Raw genomic sequence first — 16,755 nt, forward strand, 5'->3', positions numbered from 1 at the left:
CGGGAGCCGTGTCGACGACCGGGTTCCTCGACGGTCAGCGGGCGGCAGCTCGACCTGCAAGCCGGGCGGACCTGCCCGCGTCGGCCCGTCGAGGACCGTGCGGTCGCATCCGTGCGTGGGGAAGTCGGCGTGGTCCGAGTGGACGTCCGCTCACTTGTCCGCGCTACCGCGGAGGGACAGGCGGAAGAAGGCGCACATGTCACACCTCCGCTCACGGGTAGTCACACAGTGAAGGTGCGGGCGGTGTGCCGGGGGATACGTCGCCCGTCGGATCAGGGTGCGTCGCGGACGGCCGTGAGCACGGCCCAGTCGGCCTCCGCCGCCCGCTCCACCCACCCCGCCGGCCACTTCCGCCGCACGTCACGGGTCCGCGTCCGGGCTCCGGCCAGCTTGGCCGCGGTGCGCACGCCGAAGTCCGTGCCGCCCTCGAACTCCGCGCCGCGGAACACCGAGTCGCCGAACTCCACCCGCCGGAAGTCGGCCACGTCGCGGAAGCGCGTGTCGCGGAAGTCGGCGGTCCCGGTGAACGCGGTGCCGCGGAACGCCGTCGCGCCGACGAACGTGGTGCCGGCGAACGACGCCGACCTGATCCGGGCGTGCGTCAGGGTCAGCTTGACCAGCGTCGCGTGGGACAGGTCGAGCGAGATGTCGGGCCAGAACGCCTCGGGCCGGTCCGGGCGCAGGTGGGTGGCCAGCAGCGCGGTCGCGGTCTGGCGGACCTCCAGCTCCTGGAACCGGTGCGCGTCCCGCGGCCCGACCCGAGTCCGCACCCTCGCCTCGGGTGGCGGGGTGAACGGCATCCGCAGGTAGGCGCAGATCAGGTGCACGATCGTCTGCCGGTGCGCCGGGTTGCCCTGCGCCAGCCGTTCCAGCGCGTACAGCCCGGCCAGCCGCACCGGAGCCTTGTCGCTGCCCAACTGGTCGGCGGCCTTGCCGTACAGCTCGGTGACCCGGCGCTCGGTCGCGTCGTGGTCCTTCTGCACCAGGTCCAGCTCCGCGTACCGCTGGCGGCGCGCGGTGAGCAGCAACGCCGCCGCACCGCCCGTGCCGAGCACGATGCTGGAAGCGGTGCGGACCACGTCCAGCCGAACCCCGTCCTGCGGCTCACCGGTCCCCAGCGTGACCAGCAGGAGCACCACGGACCCCGCCGCCACGCCACCCAACCCGACCGCCCAGAACACGATCGTCCTGGCCGACAGCACGCGGTGCTCCACGGCCTCCAGCCCAACGCACCGCCGGCGGGCCGTCAATCACCGATGCGGGCGGTTGGGAGGCCGGGCGTTCCCGCTCACGGGCTTCCTGTTCCACCGGCGGCACCGGGACCACTGCCGGGTGCTGCACGAGCTCAGAGCACGGCGACCGGCTGCCCGAGGCGCGGGTGGCCCGCGGCATCCCGGTCCGCCGGGTGCGGGACCACGAGCCGGCGCGATGCTGGTGGCTCGACGCGATCGGGCGCTACGAGGAGCTCGGGCAGGACGACATGGTGCGCGGCGTGCGCAAGCGGTTGGCGGAGTCACGCCGCCGCTGAGCCGACCAGCTCCGGTTCTGCCACGCGGCGTTCCCGGCGCTTCAACGTGGTCGCGGCCATGCCGATGATCACCAGTGCGGCGGCGCCCAGGCGCACGGTGGTGATCGCCTCGTCGAGCAGCAGCCAACCGGACAGCATCCCGGCCACCGGGACCAGCAGGGCGAACGGGACGACGGTGCCGGCCTCGTAGGTCCGCAGCAGCAGGTTCCACAGGCCGAAGCCGAGCAGGGTGGACACCCACGCGATGAACAGGATCGAGCCGACGCCGGTCCAGCTCAGGCCGCGCAACGCGGCCAGGTCCGCGGCCGCGCCCTCGAACACCAGCGACAGGGCGAACAGCGGCAGCACGGCGACCGCGCTGACCCACACGATGAAGTTGATCGGGTCCGGCGGCCGGGCGTACCGGGTGGCGACGTTGGCCAGGCCCCACGCCACCGCGCCGAGGACCACCAGCAGGAAGGCCGTGATCGGGCTGCCCACGCCGTAGTCGACCGCGATCAGCACGATCCCCGCCGCCGCCACGCCCATGCCGGCGAGCTGCACGGCCCGCGGTCGTTCCCGCAGCAGCACGGCCGCGAACAGCACGGTGAAGAACACCTGGCTCTGGAGCACCAGCGACGACAACCCGGCGGGCATCCCGGCCGCCATCCCGACGAACAGCAACCCGAACTTGGCCACGCCGAGCGCCAGCGCGACCGCGACGACCCACTTCCACGCCACCTTGGGCTTGCCGACGAACCACAGCGCGGGCACGGCGGCGGCGAGGAACCGCAGCGCGGAGAAGAACAGCGGCGGGAAATCGCGCAGCCCCACCTTGATGACGACGAAGTTGACCCCCCAGATGGTGGCGACGAGCACCGCGATCGCGACGTGGCGTGGTTTCACACCTCCGAGTCTCAGCGGCAACATCGTTTAGCACCAGCGACGAGTTCTGAAGTTTTCGGTTTAGGATCGCTACATGCTGGATCTCGGACGCCTCCGCGCCCTGCACGCGGTCGCGCAGCACGGCTCGGTCGGCGCGGCGGCCACGGCGTTGGGCTACACGCCGTCCGCGGTGTCGCAGCAGATCGCCAAGCTGGAACGCGAAACGCGCACGAGGCTGCTGGAACGCCGGGGCCGCGGCGTCGTGCTGACCGACGCGGCGCACCTGCTGTCGGCCACGGCCAAGCAGGTGCTCGCGCTGGTCGAGCACGCCGAGGTGGCGCTGGAGGAGCAGCGCGGCGCGGCCGTCGGGCAGTTGCGGGTCGGCGCGTTCGCCACCGCCGCGCGCGGCCTGCTGCCCGCGACCGTGGTGCGACTGGCCGAGCGCCACCCGCAGCTGGACGTGCGGCTGGTCGAGCTCGACCCGCCGGACTGCCTGGAGGCGGTGGCGCGCGGCGAGCTGGACCTGGCTGTCACGCACGACTGGGTGAACGCGCCGCTGGCCGTGCCCGAGCCGGTGTCGCGGGCGCGGCTCGGCGAGGACGTCGCGGACGTGCTGCTGCCGGTCTCGCACCCGCTGGCGGACCGGGACCACGTGGTGCCGGAGGACCTGGCGGGCGAGCGGTGGATCTGCCAGCCGGAGGGCACGATCTGCCACGACTGGCTGGTGAACACCTTCCGCGGCGCGGGCATGGAACCCGACCTGGCGTACCGGATCGCCGAGTACGAGACGCAGTTGGCGTTGCTGGGCAAGGGGATCGGGGTGGCGCTGCTGCCCCGGCTCGGCCGCGGCGCGCTGCCGGACTCCGTGCGCGCGGTGCCGTTCCGGCCGACGCCCACCCGTCGCGTGTTCGCGGTGTGGCGCACGCAGGCCGGTCGTCGTCCCGCCGTGACCGCCACTTTGGCGGCGTTGCGCGACTGTTGGGAGCAACGGGAGACCGCGTGAGGTAACGATCGGGCATCCCGTGGTTGCGGCGGGCCGGAAAGCGACGACTATCGGGTGTGGGTCGTCGGGGGCAGCGGGTGCTTCGGCCCGGTCAAGCCACTCACCAGGAGGCCTCCTGCGGAAATCCGCCGCCGCGGGAGGTCTCCGCCCCGACGTGGAAGCCCTTACCGCACCGGGAGCGTTGTCTCGTGCGGGAACACGGCGACGGCGGTGGGCGTGGTCGACGGGCGCGGCCGGCCCCAGGTGGCCGCGGCTTCCTTGTACAGCCGGGCGGACGACCCGGCGGTGCCGGTGAACCAGTGGACCGACACGTTGGTCAGCGGCAGGTCCCGTGGGCGTCGAGCTTCGCCTCCCGGGCGCGCCAGTCGTAGCGGTGCAGCCAGTGGTCGGCCAGCTCCCGCAGGTGCGCCACCGGCACGCCGTAGTCCCAGCCCGCGCCGGTCGCGTCGGTCGGTCAGCGCGCGCCGGCCAGGCGTGCCCGCAGGTCGTCGACGTCGACCTGCGGGATCTCGACCCGGAACGGCGTGATGGCCCCGGTCGCGGGGTTGGTGCGACTCCGCGCGGTCAGGCCTGGTCCTTGTGCCGCTCCAGCAGGTCCTCCAGGAAGCCGCCCGCCTCGGCGGTGGCACGGGCCGCGTCGCGGTCGCGCACGGCGTCGAGCAGGCCGGTGTGCGACACGTGGTCGTCCTCGTGGTCGTTCTCCACCGTGGCCGTGATGCTGGCCCGGACCGCTTCGGTGAGCCCTTGGTACAGCTCGGCCAGCAGGGTGTTGTGCGAGCACTGCACGAGCAGCACGTGGAACGCGGTGTCCCGCTCGACCAGCCGCGCCCAGTCCTTGGCGGCCAGCGCCTCGTCCCGCTCGGCCAGCAGCTCCTCGAGCCGGCGGACCTCGTCGTCGGTGCGGTGGGTCGCGGCCAGGCGCGCGCCCTCGACCTCCAGCGTCCGGCGCACCTGCAGGACCTCGCGCAGCTCGCTGCCGCACAGCCGGCGGACCGCGCCGGACAGCTCGCTGGTCGCGCGGACGAACGTGCCGTCGCCCTGGCGGACCTCCAGCAGCCCGGCGTGGGACAACGCGCGCACCGCCTCCCGCACGGTGTTGCGACCCACGCCCAGGGCGGTGACCAGCTCCGGCTCCGGCGGGATGCGCCGGCCGACCGGCCATTCACCGGCGGTGATCGCCCCCCTCATCTGGTCGATCACCTGGTCGACGAGCCCGGCCCGCCGAGTAGTGGCCAACGGCACAGCGTCATCCTTTCATCCGAACATCCCATGTCTGCGATAGTAGCCGGGTGCCAATCCAGCAGACCCGGCCAGACTGGTCACCGTCGACTGCCCACACTGCCACCGATGGCGGTGCCAATGCGACGATCGCCGACCATCCTGGCCGCACTGCTGCCGGTGTGGTGCGGCGGAACCGCCAAGTTGCCCTGGTCGGCAGCACCCTGTTGGCGATCGGCGTAGCGCTGGCCGCCGCGAACCTCCGCCCGGCCGTCACGAGCCTGGCCTCCGTGCTGGGCGACGTGCGCGCGTCACTGGGCGTGTCGACCGCGTGGACCAGCCTGCTGACCGCCGTGCCGACGCTCTGCTTCGGCTTCGCCGCGTTCCTCGCACCGTGGTTGGGTCGGCGGTTCGGGATGGCGCGCGCGGTCGCGCTGTCGTTGCTGGTGCTGACGGTCGGCCTGGTGCTGCGGATCGTGGACGGCCCGGCGGCGGTGCTCGGCGGCACGTTCGTCGCGTGTGCCGGGATCGCGGTGTGCAACGTGCTGATCCCGGTGGTCGTGAAGGAGTCGTTCCCGGGGCGGGTGGGGCTCGTGACCGGCGTCTACACGGCCGCGCTGGCGGCCGGGGCGGCGGTCGGCGCGGCCTTCACGCCGGGGCTGGAGTCGGTGTTCGGGTCGTGGCGGCCGGCGGTCGGCGCGTGGGCGTTCCTGTCGCTGGCGGCGCTGCTGGTGTGGCTGGCGGGCGCGCGGCACGGCTTGTCGGCGCGGCCGGTGACGCGGTCGGTGAAGGCGGGCCGGTCGTTGCTCCGCAGCCCGCTGGCCTGGGTGATCACGGTGTTCTTCGGGTTGCAGTCGCTGCTGGCCTACACGGTGATGGGCTGGTTGCCGCAGATCCTGGTCGACTCCGGGGTGGACCGGACGACCGCCGGGCTGCTGCTGGCCATCACGATGGTGCTGGGCGTGCCGGTGAGCCTGGTCGTGCCGCCGCTGGCGACGCGGTGGGCCGGGCAGTCGTGGCTGGTGCTGGCGCTGGGCGTGCTGTCGGTGCTGGGTGTGCTGGGCCTGGCCCTCGCACCCGCGGCGGCACCCGGGCTGTGGATCGTGCTGATCGGCGTCGGGATGGGCATGTTCCCGCTCGCGCTGGTCATGATCTCGCTGCGGACGTCGTCCGGCGCGGACACCGCGCGGCTGTCCGCGATGGCGCAGAGCATCGGGTACCTGATCTCGGCCGCCGGGCCGTTCGCGTTCGGCGTGCTGCGCGGCGCGACCGGGACGTGGACGCTGTCGATGCTGGTCCTGGTGGGTCTGCTGGTCGCGCTGACGGCGTTGGGGTGGGTGGCGGGTCGACCGCGGACCCTGTAGCCGGTGCCCCGGGCCCGGTGGCCGGCGCCGCCGGACCCGGTAGCTGATAACGCCTCGTCTTCGCCGTGCGATGTGTCGGTTACGGACACGAACGGGAGACCCGGTCGCACGAGGGGTACGACCGGGTCTCCCGCTGATCGGTCCGTGACGGGCGTGCCGCTCAGTGCGCCAACGGCAGGTTGAGCAGCGCGTTCTCGATGACCTCGGGCATCGCCGGGTGGATCCAGTACTGGCCGCGGGCCATCGTCCGGGCGTCCAGGCCGAAGCTCATCGCCTGGATGACGGGCTGGATCACGCTCGACGCCTGCGGCCCGATCACGTGCGCGCCGAGGATGAGGCCGGTGTCCGGGTCCGCCAGGACCTTCGCGAACCCCGTGTCGTCCTCCATCGCCCAGCCGTACGCGATCGACGCGTAGGCCTGCGACGCGGCCACGTACCGCACGCCGCGCTCGACGGCCTGCTGCTCGGTCAGCCCGACCGAGGCGATCTGCGGCGACGAGAACACGGCGGCCGGGACGAACCGGTGGTCGGACTCGATCGGCTCGTCCGGGTGCAGCAGGTTGTGCTGCACGACCCGCGCCTCGTGGTTGGCCACGTGCTTGAGCTGGTACTCGGAGCTGACGTCGCCCATCGCGTAGACGCCCTCGACGGACGTGCGCTGATGGGAGTCGACGACCACGCGCCCGTCGGGGTGCACGTCCACGCCGGTGGCGGCCAGGTCGAGCAGGTCCGAGTTCGGCGTGCGGCCGACCGCGACCAGCAGCTCGTCGGACTCCACGACCTCCGCGCCGTCCGGGCCCTCCAGGTGCAGCCGCACGAAGCCGTCGACCCGCTCGGCCCGCACCGCCTTGCGCTTGAGCCGCACGTCCCACTTCTCCGACGCGACCTGCGTGAACCGGGTCGCGACCTCGCGGTCCTCGTGGCGCAGCAGCAGGTCGGACCGCCCGACGACGGTCACCTCCACGCCGAACGACGAGAACACGTGCGCGAACTCCGCCGCCACGAAACCGCTGCCCAGGATGGTGAGGCGACGGGGCAGGGCGTCGAGCCGCATGATCGTGTCGCTGGTGTGGTAGCCGGTGGAGTCGAGGTCGGCCACGTCCGGGACCACCGGGCGGCTGCCCGCGGCCAGCACGAACCGGTCCGCGGTGATCACCTCGCCGGTGCCGGTGTCCAGGGTCTTCGGCCCGGTGAACCGGGCCGTGCCCTCGTAGACGGTGACGTTGGCGTTCTCCTCGGCCCGCCAGTGGCGGCCACCCGCGGAGATCGGGTCGATGCGCCCGAAGATGCGGTCCCGCACGTCGGTCCACCGCACGCCGTCCAGGTGGGCGTCCACGCCCAGCCGCGCGCCCGAGGCGGGTGCGGCGGCGACGTCGGCGGTGTGCACGAACATCTTGGTGGGGATGCACCCGACGTTCAGGCACGTGCCGCCGAAGACGCCCTTCTCGACGATCGCGATGTTCCAGCCGGCGAACCGCTCGTCCGCGATGGAGTTGCCGGAACCGGTGCCGATGATGACCAGGTCGAAGTGCCTCACGTCGTGCTGCAACCCGTGAGGTGAGGCACTTGTTCCCGCTGGTCCGCCCGAGGGCGTGCCCGATGGTGTTCCCGGTGGGGTGCGGGGGTCATCAGTGGGCGTAGGTCGGGGCGATGATCGCGCGGGCCAGGGTGTGGAACGCCAGGTTGAAGCTCACCACGGCGGGGGACGCGTCACCGTCGACGTCCAGCTCTTCGACGTCCACCGCGTGCACGACGAAGAAGTAGCGGTGCACCTGGTCGCCGGGCGGCGGGGCGGCACCGCCGAACGCGCGGGTGCCGAAGTCGCTGCGGACGTGGAACGCGCCGCCGGGCAGCGTGTCGTCCGACGCGCCCGCGCCGGTGTCGAGCGAGGTCACGGACGCCGGGAGGTTGACGACGACCCAGTGCCAGAAGCCCGACGGGGTGGGCGCGTCCGGGTCGAAGCAGGTGACCACGAAGCTCTTGGTCTCCGGCGGGAACCCGGTCCAGCTCAGCTGCGGGGAGGTGTTGCCCGCCTCGAACACGTGCGCGTCCGCCAGCGGTTGGCCGTCGGACACGTCGGTCGAGCTGACCGTGAACGACGCCACCTGCGGGAGCAGCGGGTACGGGTCGGGCGCTACGGGGCGTTCGAGGCTCATCGGGTCCTCCACACGTGATCTTGCGGGACAGACCCGGACGACCCTATCGCCGGCGTGCGGGGAACGCAGAGGGGTGGTGTGGTGGGTCGGTGTGGAGGTGCGAGCAACCTGAGTGATCGTCCTGGCGTCTCACGTCGAGCGAGCGTCACCCGAGTGGGTGACGCCTGGTCGAGGGGGAGTCCGGGATGAGACCCAGGGGAGTGGCGGTTCTGGTCGCCGTCGTCGCGGTGGTGGGCGGCTGTTCGTCGCGGCCGGAGGCTCGGCAGGAGCCGCCGGCGCCGGTGAGCGCCGCCGCGACGACCACGACGGCGACAACGACCACCGCGCCGCCCACGGCCGTGCCGGGGCCCGGCGGGACCACCATTCCCGTGTTCCAGCAGCCCTACGCGTTCGGCACGCCCCAGCGGCAGGCGCCGCCGATCGTGGACGGGATGGTGCCCGTCGTCCGGCGGATCGAGACCGACCGCCCGTACGTGTTCATCACGGTCGACGACGGCGCGGTCCGGCACCCGGCCGCGGCCGAGCTGATGCGCAAGAGCGGCGTCGAGCCGAGCCTGTTCCTCAACTCCAAGCACGTGGACGGGTACGCGGAGTACTGGAAGGGGTTCGACGGGCTGGCCCCGGTGCACGCGCACACGGCGACGCACCCGGACCTGACCGGCACGCCGTACGAGTTCCAGCGCCAGGAGATCTGCGGCAACGCCGAGCTGCTCCGCACGCGGCTCGGGGCGCGGCCGAAGCTGTTCCGCCCGCCGTTCGGCAACTTCGACCTCACCACGCGGCGGGCGGCGGCCGACTGCGGGTTCACGGCGCTGGTGATGTGGACGGCGGCGGTCAACGACGGGGTGGTGCAGTTCCAGGCGGGTGCTCGGCTCAACGCCGGTGACATCGTGCTCATGCACTTCCGGCACACGTTCGTGGAGGACTTCCTGGCGTTCCTGGAGCGGTGCAAGGCCGACGGGCTGACGCCGGTGGTGCTCGACGACTTCCTGGCGGATCCGAAGGCAACCGTGTGACGTGCGACACGTCTGTTCGGGTGTACCGGCGCGAGCCACGTGCCGGAGCCCTGGAAGCCCCTTTGGAGGGCCGCCATGAACAGTCGTCTCAGAAGACTCGCCCTGCTCGTGTTCGTCCTGGCCGCGGTCGGGGTCGTGGTCCCGGCCGCGTCGTCGGCGTCCTCGATGACGCAGACGCCGGTGCTGACCGGCATCCGCACCGGCAGGCACGTGGACTTCGACCGCGTCGTGCTCGACCTCGCCGGGCACCGGCCGGAGTTCTTCGTCCGGTGCGTCGACCAGCTCCACTACGACGGGTCCGGCGAGCCGGTCCCGTTGCCCGGCGCGTACTTCCTGGAGGTGCGGCTCGCGCCGGCCGCCGCGCACGACGACAGCGGGAACCCGACCTACACCGGTCCCCGGCAGTTCGACACGCCCGCGTTGACGAACGTGCGAGCGGTCGCCGTCACCGGTGACTTCGAGGCCAACCTGACGGTCGGGCTCGGCATGCGGCGCGAGTCCTGGCACCGCGTGTTCCTGCTCGACTCGCCGACGCGGGTGGTGATCGACGCCGGTCACTGAAACCCCGCTCGACGGGTGGCGGTGGCGTCGGGATGAAGTCACCGTGAACACCCGGTGATCACCCCGGTTCTCGGTCGGTTCGCCGACCGAGAATCCGGTGTGCAGGTGCTGCGGTCCGCGTTGGACTTCCTCGGTGGTCCCGGTCCGGTGCTGCTCGCGATCGGGCTGCTGTTCGCGACGCCGGTCATCGACCGGCTGTTCGTGCGCCGCAAGAGGCTCGGGTTCCGGGTGCTCTACAACTCCAAGATCGGGCTCGGGCCGGAGCGGTTGCACGACGGCACCGAGCCGAACTCGCCGCAGCTGCGGGAGCTGGTGCGGGTGCTGGACCGGATGAGCATCGTGGTGGTCCGGGTCCGCAACACCGGCAGCTACGACATCGACGCCGAGGACTTCGACAAGCCGCTGACGTTCACCTTCGGCGACCGGGTGGTCTGGAACGCGAGGGTGTCCGAGGCGGGTTCGGAGGAGATGAAGGCCGAGATCCGGCGGAGCCTGCAGTTCTTCGGCTCCGACTCGGGCTCGGGCGCGGGTGCGGAGGTCGGGCCGGCGAAGGCGTCGCTGCCGACGGTGCGGGAGCGGATGGCGCAGCGGGTGGCCAGGTGGGGTGGGTTGGCGGTGCCCGTGGAGCCGCCGGGTGAGCCGGTGTGGCACGGCGTGCGGTTGGAGAAGCTGGTGCTGCGGCGCAAGCAGAAGTTCAAGCTGCTGGTGGTGCTGCGCGAGCCGGACACCAACCGGGACGGTGAGCTCGGCAAGGACGTGAAGGTCGTCGGGAGCCTGGGCGGCACGGGGATCGTGCACGACGAGCGCCCGGAGCGGCTGGTCACCCTGTCCAGGCTGACCGGTGGGCTGGCCGCGTTGCTGGCGGCGGTCCTGGTGCTGGTGCTGGCGTGGCCGCCCGGTTCGACGGACGCGACGGTGGCGTGCGCGACGGGGAAGGTGCGGGTGGAGGGGTCGAGCGTGTTCATGCCGACGATGGCCGCCATCGCGGAGCAGTACGAGCGGGCGTGCCCCGGTGCGGAGATCACGACGACCGCCACGGGGAGCATCCAGGGCGTGCGCGAGGTGGCGGGTGGGAAGGAGGGGGAGGCGGTGGTGGCGTTGTCCGACGGCAAGCAGGAGGTGCGGGGCGTGTTCGCCCAGCAGGTGGCGATCGTGGTCTACCACGTGGTCGTGCACAGCTCGGTCGGGCTCGACGCCATCACGGTGGAGCAGTTGCGCGGGATCTACGCGGGCGCGTACACGGATTGGAGCCAGTTGCGGGGCGGGGCGTCGTTGCCGATCCGGATCGTGGGGCGGGGTGGCGAGTCGGGGACGCGGGAGCTGTTCGAGCGGCGGGTGCTGGGCGGGAGCGAGAGCGCGTTGTCGTCCAACGACTGCCGGGTGAAGGACCGGGCTCCGGAGGCGCCGGTGATCCGGTGCGAGAGGGACGAGAACGCCGATGTGGTGCGGGAGGTCGGCGCGGTCGAGGGCGCGATCGGGTATGCGGACGCGCCTTCGGTGGCGGAGGCGCGCAAGACGAACGCGCTGACCGCGTTGGCGTTGGACGGCAAGGTGTTCGACGCGGCGGCGGGGGTGGAGGCGGGTTACCCGTTCTGGACGGTGGAGTACCTGTACACGCGGTCCGAGCCGGCGGGCGAGTCGTTGGTGGGGCGGTTCGTGGGGTACGTGCGGGAGCACGACGGGGCTCGGGTGCGGATGAAGGACGCGGGGTACCTGCCGTGTCTGTCGGCGGATCGGGTGCCGGTGGACTTGTGCAACCTGAGGTGAGGGCAGGTCGTCCGGTCCGGTGCGGCTCGGTGGTCGGGTTCGGCTCGATGTGACGTGGGTTCGGGCACTCCAGGCGGGCCGGAGCACCCGAACCCACGTCGAGCCGAGCCTCGTGGGCGGCTGCGGGTCCGTTGTGGTGGTCAGGCGGCAGCGGTGGTTGCGGCGGAAGTCGGTTCCAGGGCCAGTTCCAGTACTTGTCGGACGTCGGAGACCAGGTGGATGGTCAGTTCGCCGCGGACCGACTCGGGGACCTCGTCCAGGTCGGGTTCGTTGCGTTGGGGGATGAGGACGGTGGTGATGCCGGCGCGGTGGGCGGCGAGGAGTTTCTGCTTGACGCCGCCGATCGGCAGGACGCGGCCGGTCAGGGAGACTTCGCCGGTCATGGCGACGTCGGAGCGGACCGGGCGGTTGGAGAGCAGGGAGGCGAGGGCCGTGGTCATGGTGACGCCGGCGGAGGGGCCGTCCTTGGGGACCGCGCCGGCGGGGACGTGGATGTGGACGTTGCGGTTGGCCAGCGCTTCGGCCCGGTCGTCGTGGGAGCGCAGGTAGGACAGGGCGATCTGGGCCGATTCCTTCATCACGTCGCCCAGTTGGCCGGTCAGGGTGACGCCCGGGGCCCCGGTTTCGGCGGGGGCCAGGGACGCTTCGACGAAGAGGACGTCGCCGCCGGCGCCGGTGACGGCCAGGCCGGTCGCGACGCCGGGGACGGCGGTGCGCTCGGCGGACTCCGGGGTGTGCTTGGGCGAGCCCAGGTAGGTGCGGAGGTCGGGGACGTCGACGGCGACCGGCAGTGCGGTGTGGTCGAGGGCGACGCGGGCGGTGACCTTGCGCAGGATCCGGGCCAGGGAGCGTTCCAGTTGGCGGACGCCTGCCTCGCGGGTGTACTCGCCGGCCAGCTTGCGCAGGGAGGCTTCGGTGATCGTGACGTCGTCGGGCGTCAGGCCGGCTCGTTCGACCTGGCGCGGCAGGAGGTGGTCGCGGGCGATGGTGACCTTCTCGTCCTCCGTGTAGCCGTCGAGCCGGACCAGTTCCATGCGGTCCAGCAGGGGACCCGGGATGGATTCCAGGACGTTCGCGGTGGCCAGGAAGACGACGTCGGAGAGGTCCAGCTCGACTTCGAGGTAGTGGTCGCGGAACGTGTGGTTCTGGGCCGGGTCGAGGACTTCGAGGAGGGCGGCGGTGGGGTCGCCGCGGTAGTCGGCGCCCACCTTGTCGATCTCGTCGAGGAGGACGACCGGGTTCATCGAGCCGGCTTCGGAGATGGCGCGGACGATCCGGCCGGGGAGTGCGCCGACGTAGGTGCGGCGGTGGCCGCGGATCTCGGCTTCGTCGCGGACGCCGCCCAGGGCGACGCGGACGAACTCGCGGCCCATGGCGCGGGCGACGGACTCGCCCAGGGACGTCTTGCCGACGCCGGGAGGGCCGACGAGGGCCAGGACCGCGCCGGAACGGCGACCGCCCACGACGCCCAGGCCGCGGTCGGCGCGGCGGCGGCGCACGGCCAGGTACTCGGTGATGCGCTCCTTGACGTCGTCCAGGCCGGCGTGGTCGGCGTCGAGGACGGCACGGGCGCCCGCGATGTCGTAGGCGTCCTCGGTGCGCTCGTTCCACGGCATGTCGAGGACGGTGTCCAGCCAGGTGCGGATCCAGCCGACCTCGGGGGACTGCTCGGCGGTGCGTTCCAGCTTGTCGACCTCGGCGAGGGCGGCCTCGCGGACGTTGTCGGGGAGGTCCGCGCCTTCGACGCGGGCCCGGTAGTCCTGTTCCTCGGTGGCGGGTTTGCCGTCGAGCTCGGCCAGTTCCTTGCGGATCGCGGCCAGTTGCTGGCGCAGCAGGAACTCGCGCTGCTGCTTCTCGACACCTTCCTTGACGTCCTTGCGGATGGTCTCGGCGACGTCCAGCTCGGTCAGGTACTCGCGGCCCCATTCCAGGAGCTTCCCGAGCCGCTCGGTGACGTCGCTGGTCTCCAGCAGCCACACCTTCTGCTCGTCGCTGAGGTACGAGGCGTAGCCGGCCAGGTCGGCCAGGGCGGACGGGTCGTCCACCTGCTGGACCGAGTCGACCACCTGCCACGCGCCGCGCTGCTGGAGGATCGTGGTGACCAGCGCGCGGTACTCGCGGGCCAGTTCGCGGGTGCGGTCGTCGATCGGTGCTTCGTCGGTGATGGTGGCCTCGACCCACAGGGCCGCGCCGGGCCCCGTGGTGCCGGTGCCGATGCGGACCCGCTCCGTGCCGCGCACGACGGCCGCGCGCTCGCCGCCGGACAGCCTGCCGACCTGCTCGATCAGCGCCAGCGTGCCGACCTTCGCGTACTTGCCGTCCAGCCGGGGCACCAGCAGGACCTGCTGCCGACCACCCGCGGCCGTCGCGGCTTCGATCGCGGCGCGGGCCTCGGCGGTGGCGTCCGAGCCGCTGATCCGGATCGGCACGACCATGCCCGGCAGCACGACCACGTCGTCCAGCGGCAGCACCGGCAGCGCCAACGTCTCGCCCATGAGTCCCTCCAAAGTTGAGTCTGACTGGCTCAACCAAGATGAGCCCGGGATTGTTTCCGGTAGGTGTTCGCCCAGAGCGAGCGTCCATTCGGGGGTTGTGCCCGGTGTGCGGCGCCGACACGATCACGCGGTCGACTCACGAGGAGATGGCGCATGGAGCAGGCGAGCTGGGTCCCGTCGTCGGTGGACCTGGACCGGCCGAGCGCGGCCCGGATGTACGACTACTTCCTGGGCGGGTCGCACAACTTCGCGGTCGACCGCGAGGCGGCCAAGTCGGTGGAGCAGATCTTCCCCGGCATGTCCGGCGCGGCGCGGGCCAACCGGTCGTTCCTGCGGCGGGCCGTGCGGTACCTGCTGTCGCAGGGCATCGACCAGTTCCTGGACCTGGGGTCGGGCATCCCGACGGTCGGCAACGTGCACGAGATCGCGCAGCAGACCAACCCGGGTGCGCGGGTGGTCTACGCGGACGTCGAGCCGGTCGCCGTCGCGCACAGCACGGCGTTGTTGGCGAACAACCCGCTGGCCAGCGCGATCCAGGCGGACCTGCGCGACCCGGACTCGGTGCTGGGCAACGAGGAAGTGCGGTCCGTGCTCGACTTCGACCGGCCGATCGGGTTGCTGATGGTGGCCGTGCTGCACTTCGTGCCCGATTCGGACGTGCCGCAGGAGGCGATCGCCCGGTACCGGGAGGTGCTCGCGCCGGGCAGCCACGTGGCGATCTCGCACGCGAGCTGGGACGGCGTGTCGCAGGAGGGCCGGGAGAGCGGCGAGCAGGTCAACGCCATCTACCGCCGCACGGACAGCCCGTTGGTGCTGCGCACGGGCGCGGAGATCGCGGCGTTCTTCACCGGCTTGGAGGTCGTGGAGCCCGGTGTGGTGCCGTTGAGCGAGTGGCGGCCGGACTCGGACGACGCCTACATCAGCGCGTACGCGGGGGTCGGCCGGAAAGCCTGAGGTGCTCGACCGCCAGCCTGGCGGCCGTGCCGATCACCGCGTCCGCTTTCGGGAGGGTGAACGCGGTGCTCGCGCTGCGGGTGAAGACGGCCACCGCGTAACGGCCGCCGTCGGGGTACTCGACCACGCCGATCTCGTTGCGGACGGTCGGCAGGGTGCCCGTCTTGCCGGCCACGCGCACGTCGTCGAACGGGAAGCCGGACGCCAGGCGGTGCGGCCAGACCTGGCGGGCCATGGCGTGGCGGATCGGGGCGCAGTCGTCGTGCCGCCACACGTGGCGCAGGAGGGTGGTCAGGTCCCGCGCCGTGCCGCGGTTGGTGTGGTCCGGGTCCAGGGCGCGGAGCCGGGACAGCACGACGGGGTCGGTGAACGCGGCCGGCGGTTCGTCGGGGGCGGCGTCCTCGGCCAGGGCGCGCATGAAGTCCCTCGCCCGGTGGACGACCAGGGTGTGCCGGAGGTGGAGCCCGTCGAGGGTGTCGTTGACCGCGTCCAGGCCGATCAGGTCGACCAGGGCGTCCGCGGCGGCGTTGTCGGAGACGGTGACGGCCAGGTAGGCGAGGTCGCGCAGGGACATGGTGACCGGGTCGAGCATGCCCCCGATGCCGGTGGGGCCGGTGCTGCGGTCCCGGTCGAGGGTGATGCGGCGGGTCAGGTCGTGTGCGCTGTGGTGCAGGGCGACCAGCAAGGGGATCTTGAAGACGCTGGCCAGGACCACGGGGTCGTCCGCGCCGACGGACAGGTCGCGGGTGGGGTCGTCGAGGTCGACGGCGTGGAGGTGCCCGGTGACGCCCGCGTCGGCGAACGCGGCGCGGACCCGTGCGGCGGTCATGACAGGTACTCCGCGGCCGGGCGGGGGTAGCGCGGGAGCGTGCCCTCGGCGTGCCGCATCCCCTGCGCGGTCAGGACTTCCGTGACGGCGTCGGCGAAGGCGGTGACGGCCGGGGTCTGCCGGCCGCGCGGCCAGGCGGCCGACGTCCGCCAGAGCAGGGGCGTGCCGCGCAGGGGGCGCCAGACCGCGTCCGGTGGGGGTGCGACGCCGTCGTGCAACGCGACGGCACCGCCGGCGAGGACCAGTCCCAGCGCGAACTCCGGGTTGCCCGCCTGGTGGACCTCGACGGGTGTGTAGCCGTGCCGCGCGCACGTGGTCAGCACCTCGTCGTGCAACGCGGGCGCGGTGGCGCGCGGGAACAGCACGAGCGCCAGGCCGTTCAGGTCGGCCAGCCGGACGTCCGGAGCGGTGGTCAGCGGGTGGTCGCGCGGCAGCAGCACGCCCAACGGGCTGGTCAGCACCGGGCCGAGGGTGAGCCACGAGACGTCGAACGGGAACCGCAGCACGCCGACGTCCAGGCTCCGGTCGGCCAGCGCGCGCAGTTGCTCGGCGGTGCCGATCTCCCGCAGCTTGAGCTCGACGGCGCTGCGGCGGCGGAACGCGGGCAGCAGCGCGGCCACCGCCCGTCCGCCGAGGTCCGGCGGCACGCCCGCGCGCAGCGACCCGACCTCGCCGTGCCGGAACCGCCCGGCCAGCGCGCGCAGCCTGTCCTCGCCGGACAGCAGGGCGCGCGCCTCGGCGAGGATCTGCCGTCCCGCGTCGGTCAGGGCGACGTGCCGGGCGTCGCGGTCGAACAGGCGCACGCCGAGCTCGCGTTCCAGGCGTTGGATGCTCTGCGACAGCGGTGGCTGGGACATGTGCAGGCGGGCCGCGGCCCGGCCGAAGTGCAGCTCCTCGGCCACGGCCAGGAAGTACCGCAGGTGCCGCAGGAGGTCCACGAGCTGGGAGGATAGCCGTTCGGATATCGCAGGCGTGGTGATATCGGACTTGGACACGTGTG

Annotated in this window: 16 protein-coding genes and 1 pseudogene; 7 read left to right on the forward strand and 10 right to left on the reverse strand. The window is 72.5% G+C overall.

The features are described from left to right. Positions 1–272: 272 nt before the first annotated feature. A complete protein-coding gene (locus tag FHX81_RS28880) occupies positions 273–1,214 on the reverse strand; it encodes a pentapeptide repeat-containing protein (protein WP_246108015.1) in 942 nt (313 codons plus the stop codon). 164 nt (positions 1,215–1,378) lie between these two features. Here FHX81_RS28880 and FHX81_RS40815 point away from each other — a divergent pair, with 164 nt between their 5' ends. Then, on the forward strand, positions 1,379–1,528 hold the full coding sequence (locus FHX81_RS40815; RefSeq protein WP_170232206.1) for a hypothetical protein: 150 nt from the start codon (positions 1,379–1,381) through the stop codon (positions 1,526–1,528). On the opposite strand, the gene FHX81_RS28885 is transcribed toward FHX81_RS40815, so the two are convergent. Next, positions 1,514–2,413 carry an EamA family transporter gene (locus FHX81_RS28885; RefSeq protein ID WP_141981174.1) on the reverse strand — a complete coding sequence of 300 codons (900 nt, stop codon included), beginning with the start codon at positions 2,411–2,413 and terminating at the stop codon, positions 1,514–1,516. The two genes, FHX81_RS40815 and FHX81_RS28885, sit on opposite strands and share 15 nt — an antisense overlap. A gap of 73 nt (positions 2,414–2,486) precedes the next feature. On the opposite strand from FHX81_RS28885, the gene FHX81_RS28890 reads away from it, so the two are divergent. Further along, the gene (locus FHX81_RS28890) at positions 2,487–3,395 is read left to right on the forward strand and encodes a LysR family transcriptional regulator (RefSeq protein WP_141981176.1); all 909 of its coding nucleotides are present in this window, start codon (positions 2,487–2,489) and stop codon (positions 3,393–3,395) included. A 164-nt stretch (positions 3,396–3,559) separates the two neighbouring features. On the opposite strand, the gene FHX81_RS40820 is transcribed toward FHX81_RS28890, so the two are convergent. The 3 genes and pseudogenes from FHX81_RS40820 to FHX81_RS28900 form a co-directional block, all read right to left on the reverse strand. Next, the gene (locus FHX81_RS40820; protein ID WP_170232207.1) at positions 3,560–3,706 is read right to left on the reverse strand and encodes a hypothetical protein; all 147 of its coding nucleotides are present in this window, start codon (positions 3,704–3,706) and stop codon (positions 3,560–3,562) included. A gap of 5 nt (positions 3,707–3,711) precedes the next feature. Continuing rightward, positions 3,712–3,825, reverse strand: a pseudogene (locus FHX81_RS42210) (epoxide hydrolase N-terminal domain-containing protein); the annotation flags it as partial. A 134-nt stretch (positions 3,826–3,959) separates the two neighbouring features. After that, on the reverse strand, positions 3,960–4,637 hold the full coding sequence (locus FHX81_RS28900; RefSeq protein ID WP_141981178.1) for a FadR/GntR family transcriptional regulator: 678 nt from the start codon (positions 4,635–4,637) through the stop codon (positions 3,960–3,962). 158 nt (positions 4,638–4,795) lie between these two features. On the opposite strand from FHX81_RS28900, the gene FHX81_RS28905 reads away from it, so the two are divergent. After that, positions 4,796–5,977 carry an MFS transporter gene (locus FHX81_RS28905; RefSeq protein ID WP_246108017.1) on the forward strand — a complete coding sequence of 394 codons (1,182 nt, stop codon included), beginning with the start codon at positions 4,796–4,798 and terminating at the stop codon, positions 5,975–5,977. Positions 5,978–6,137: 160 nt separating this feature from the next. Here the strand turns inward: FHX81_RS28905 and FHX81_RS28910 are convergent, their stop codons facing one another. Further along, positions 6,138–7,514: a mycothione reductase gene (locus tag FHX81_RS28910; protein WP_141981180.1), complete on the reverse strand. Its 1,377-nt coding sequence runs from the start codon at positions 7,512–7,514 to the stop codon at positions 6,138–6,140. A gap of 91 nt (positions 7,515–7,605) precedes the next feature. Then, positions 7,606–8,133 (reverse strand): YbhB/YbcL family Raf kinase inhibitor-like protein, encoded by a 528-nt coding sequence (locus FHX81_RS28915; protein ID WP_141981182.1) that lies wholly within the window; start codon positions 8,131–8,133, stop codon positions 7,606–7,608. Between the two features lie 185 nt (positions 8,134–8,318). On the opposite strand from FHX81_RS28915, the gene FHX81_RS28920 reads away from it, so the two are divergent. The 3 genes from FHX81_RS28920 (at position 8,319) to FHX81_RS28930 (ending at position 11,477) form a co-directional block, all read left to right on the forward strand. Next, entirely contained in the window at positions 8,319–9,149 is an 831-nt protein-coding gene (locus FHX81_RS28920) for a polysaccharide deacetylase family protein (protein ID WP_141981184.1), read from the forward strand. Between the two features lie 75 nt (positions 9,150–9,224). Then, positions 9,225–9,710: an AMIN-like domain-containing (lipo)protein gene (locus FHX81_RS28925; protein WP_141981186.1), complete on the forward strand. Its 486-nt coding sequence runs from the start codon at positions 9,225–9,227 to the stop codon at positions 9,708–9,710. 99 nt (positions 9,711–9,809) lie between these two features. Further along, positions 9,810–11,477 carry a PstS family phosphate ABC transporter substrate-binding protein gene (locus tag FHX81_RS28930; RefSeq protein WP_246108018.1) on the forward strand — a complete coding sequence of 556 codons (1,668 nt, stop codon included), beginning with the start codon at positions 9,810–9,812 and terminating at the stop codon, positions 11,475–11,477. A 140-nt stretch (positions 11,478–11,617) separates the two neighbouring features. On the opposite strand, the gene lon is transcribed toward FHX81_RS28930, so the two are convergent. After that, complete coding sequence (gene lon / locus FHX81_RS28935; RefSeq protein WP_141981188.1) at positions 11,618–13,972, reverse strand: endopeptidase La; 2,355 nt, start codon at positions 13,970–13,972, stop codon at positions 11,618–11,620. 153 nt (positions 13,973–14,125) lie between these two features. Here lon and FHX81_RS28940 point away from each other — a divergent pair, with 153 nt between their 5' ends. After that, complete coding sequence (locus tag FHX81_RS28940) at positions 14,126–14,926, forward strand: SAM-dependent methyltransferase (RefSeq protein WP_141981190.1); 801 nt, start codon at positions 14,126–14,128, stop codon at positions 14,924–14,926. Here FHX81_RS28940 and FHX81_RS28945 read toward each other — a convergent pair. Next, positions 14,892–15,755 (reverse strand): serine hydrolase, encoded by an 864-nt coding sequence (locus tag FHX81_RS28945; protein WP_141981192.1) that lies wholly within the window; start codon positions 15,753–15,755, stop codon positions 14,892–14,894. The two genes, FHX81_RS28940 and FHX81_RS28945, sit on opposite strands and share 35 nt — an antisense overlap. Next, a complete protein-coding gene (locus FHX81_RS28950; RefSeq protein ID WP_141981193.1) occupies positions 15,752–16,693 on the reverse strand; it encodes a LysR family transcriptional regulator in 942 nt (313 codons plus the stop codon). The genes FHX81_RS28945 and FHX81_RS28950 overlap by 4 nt, the downstream gene beginning before the upstream one ends. Between the last annotated feature and the right edge of the window lie 62 nt (positions 16,694–16,755).

Origin of the sequence: Saccharothrix saharensis, from assembly GCF_006716745.1 — a bacterium.
In the GTDB taxonomy this organism is placed as follows: Bacteria; Actinomycetota; Actinomycetes; order Mycobacteriales; family Pseudonocardiaceae; genus Actinosynnema; species Actinosynnema saharense.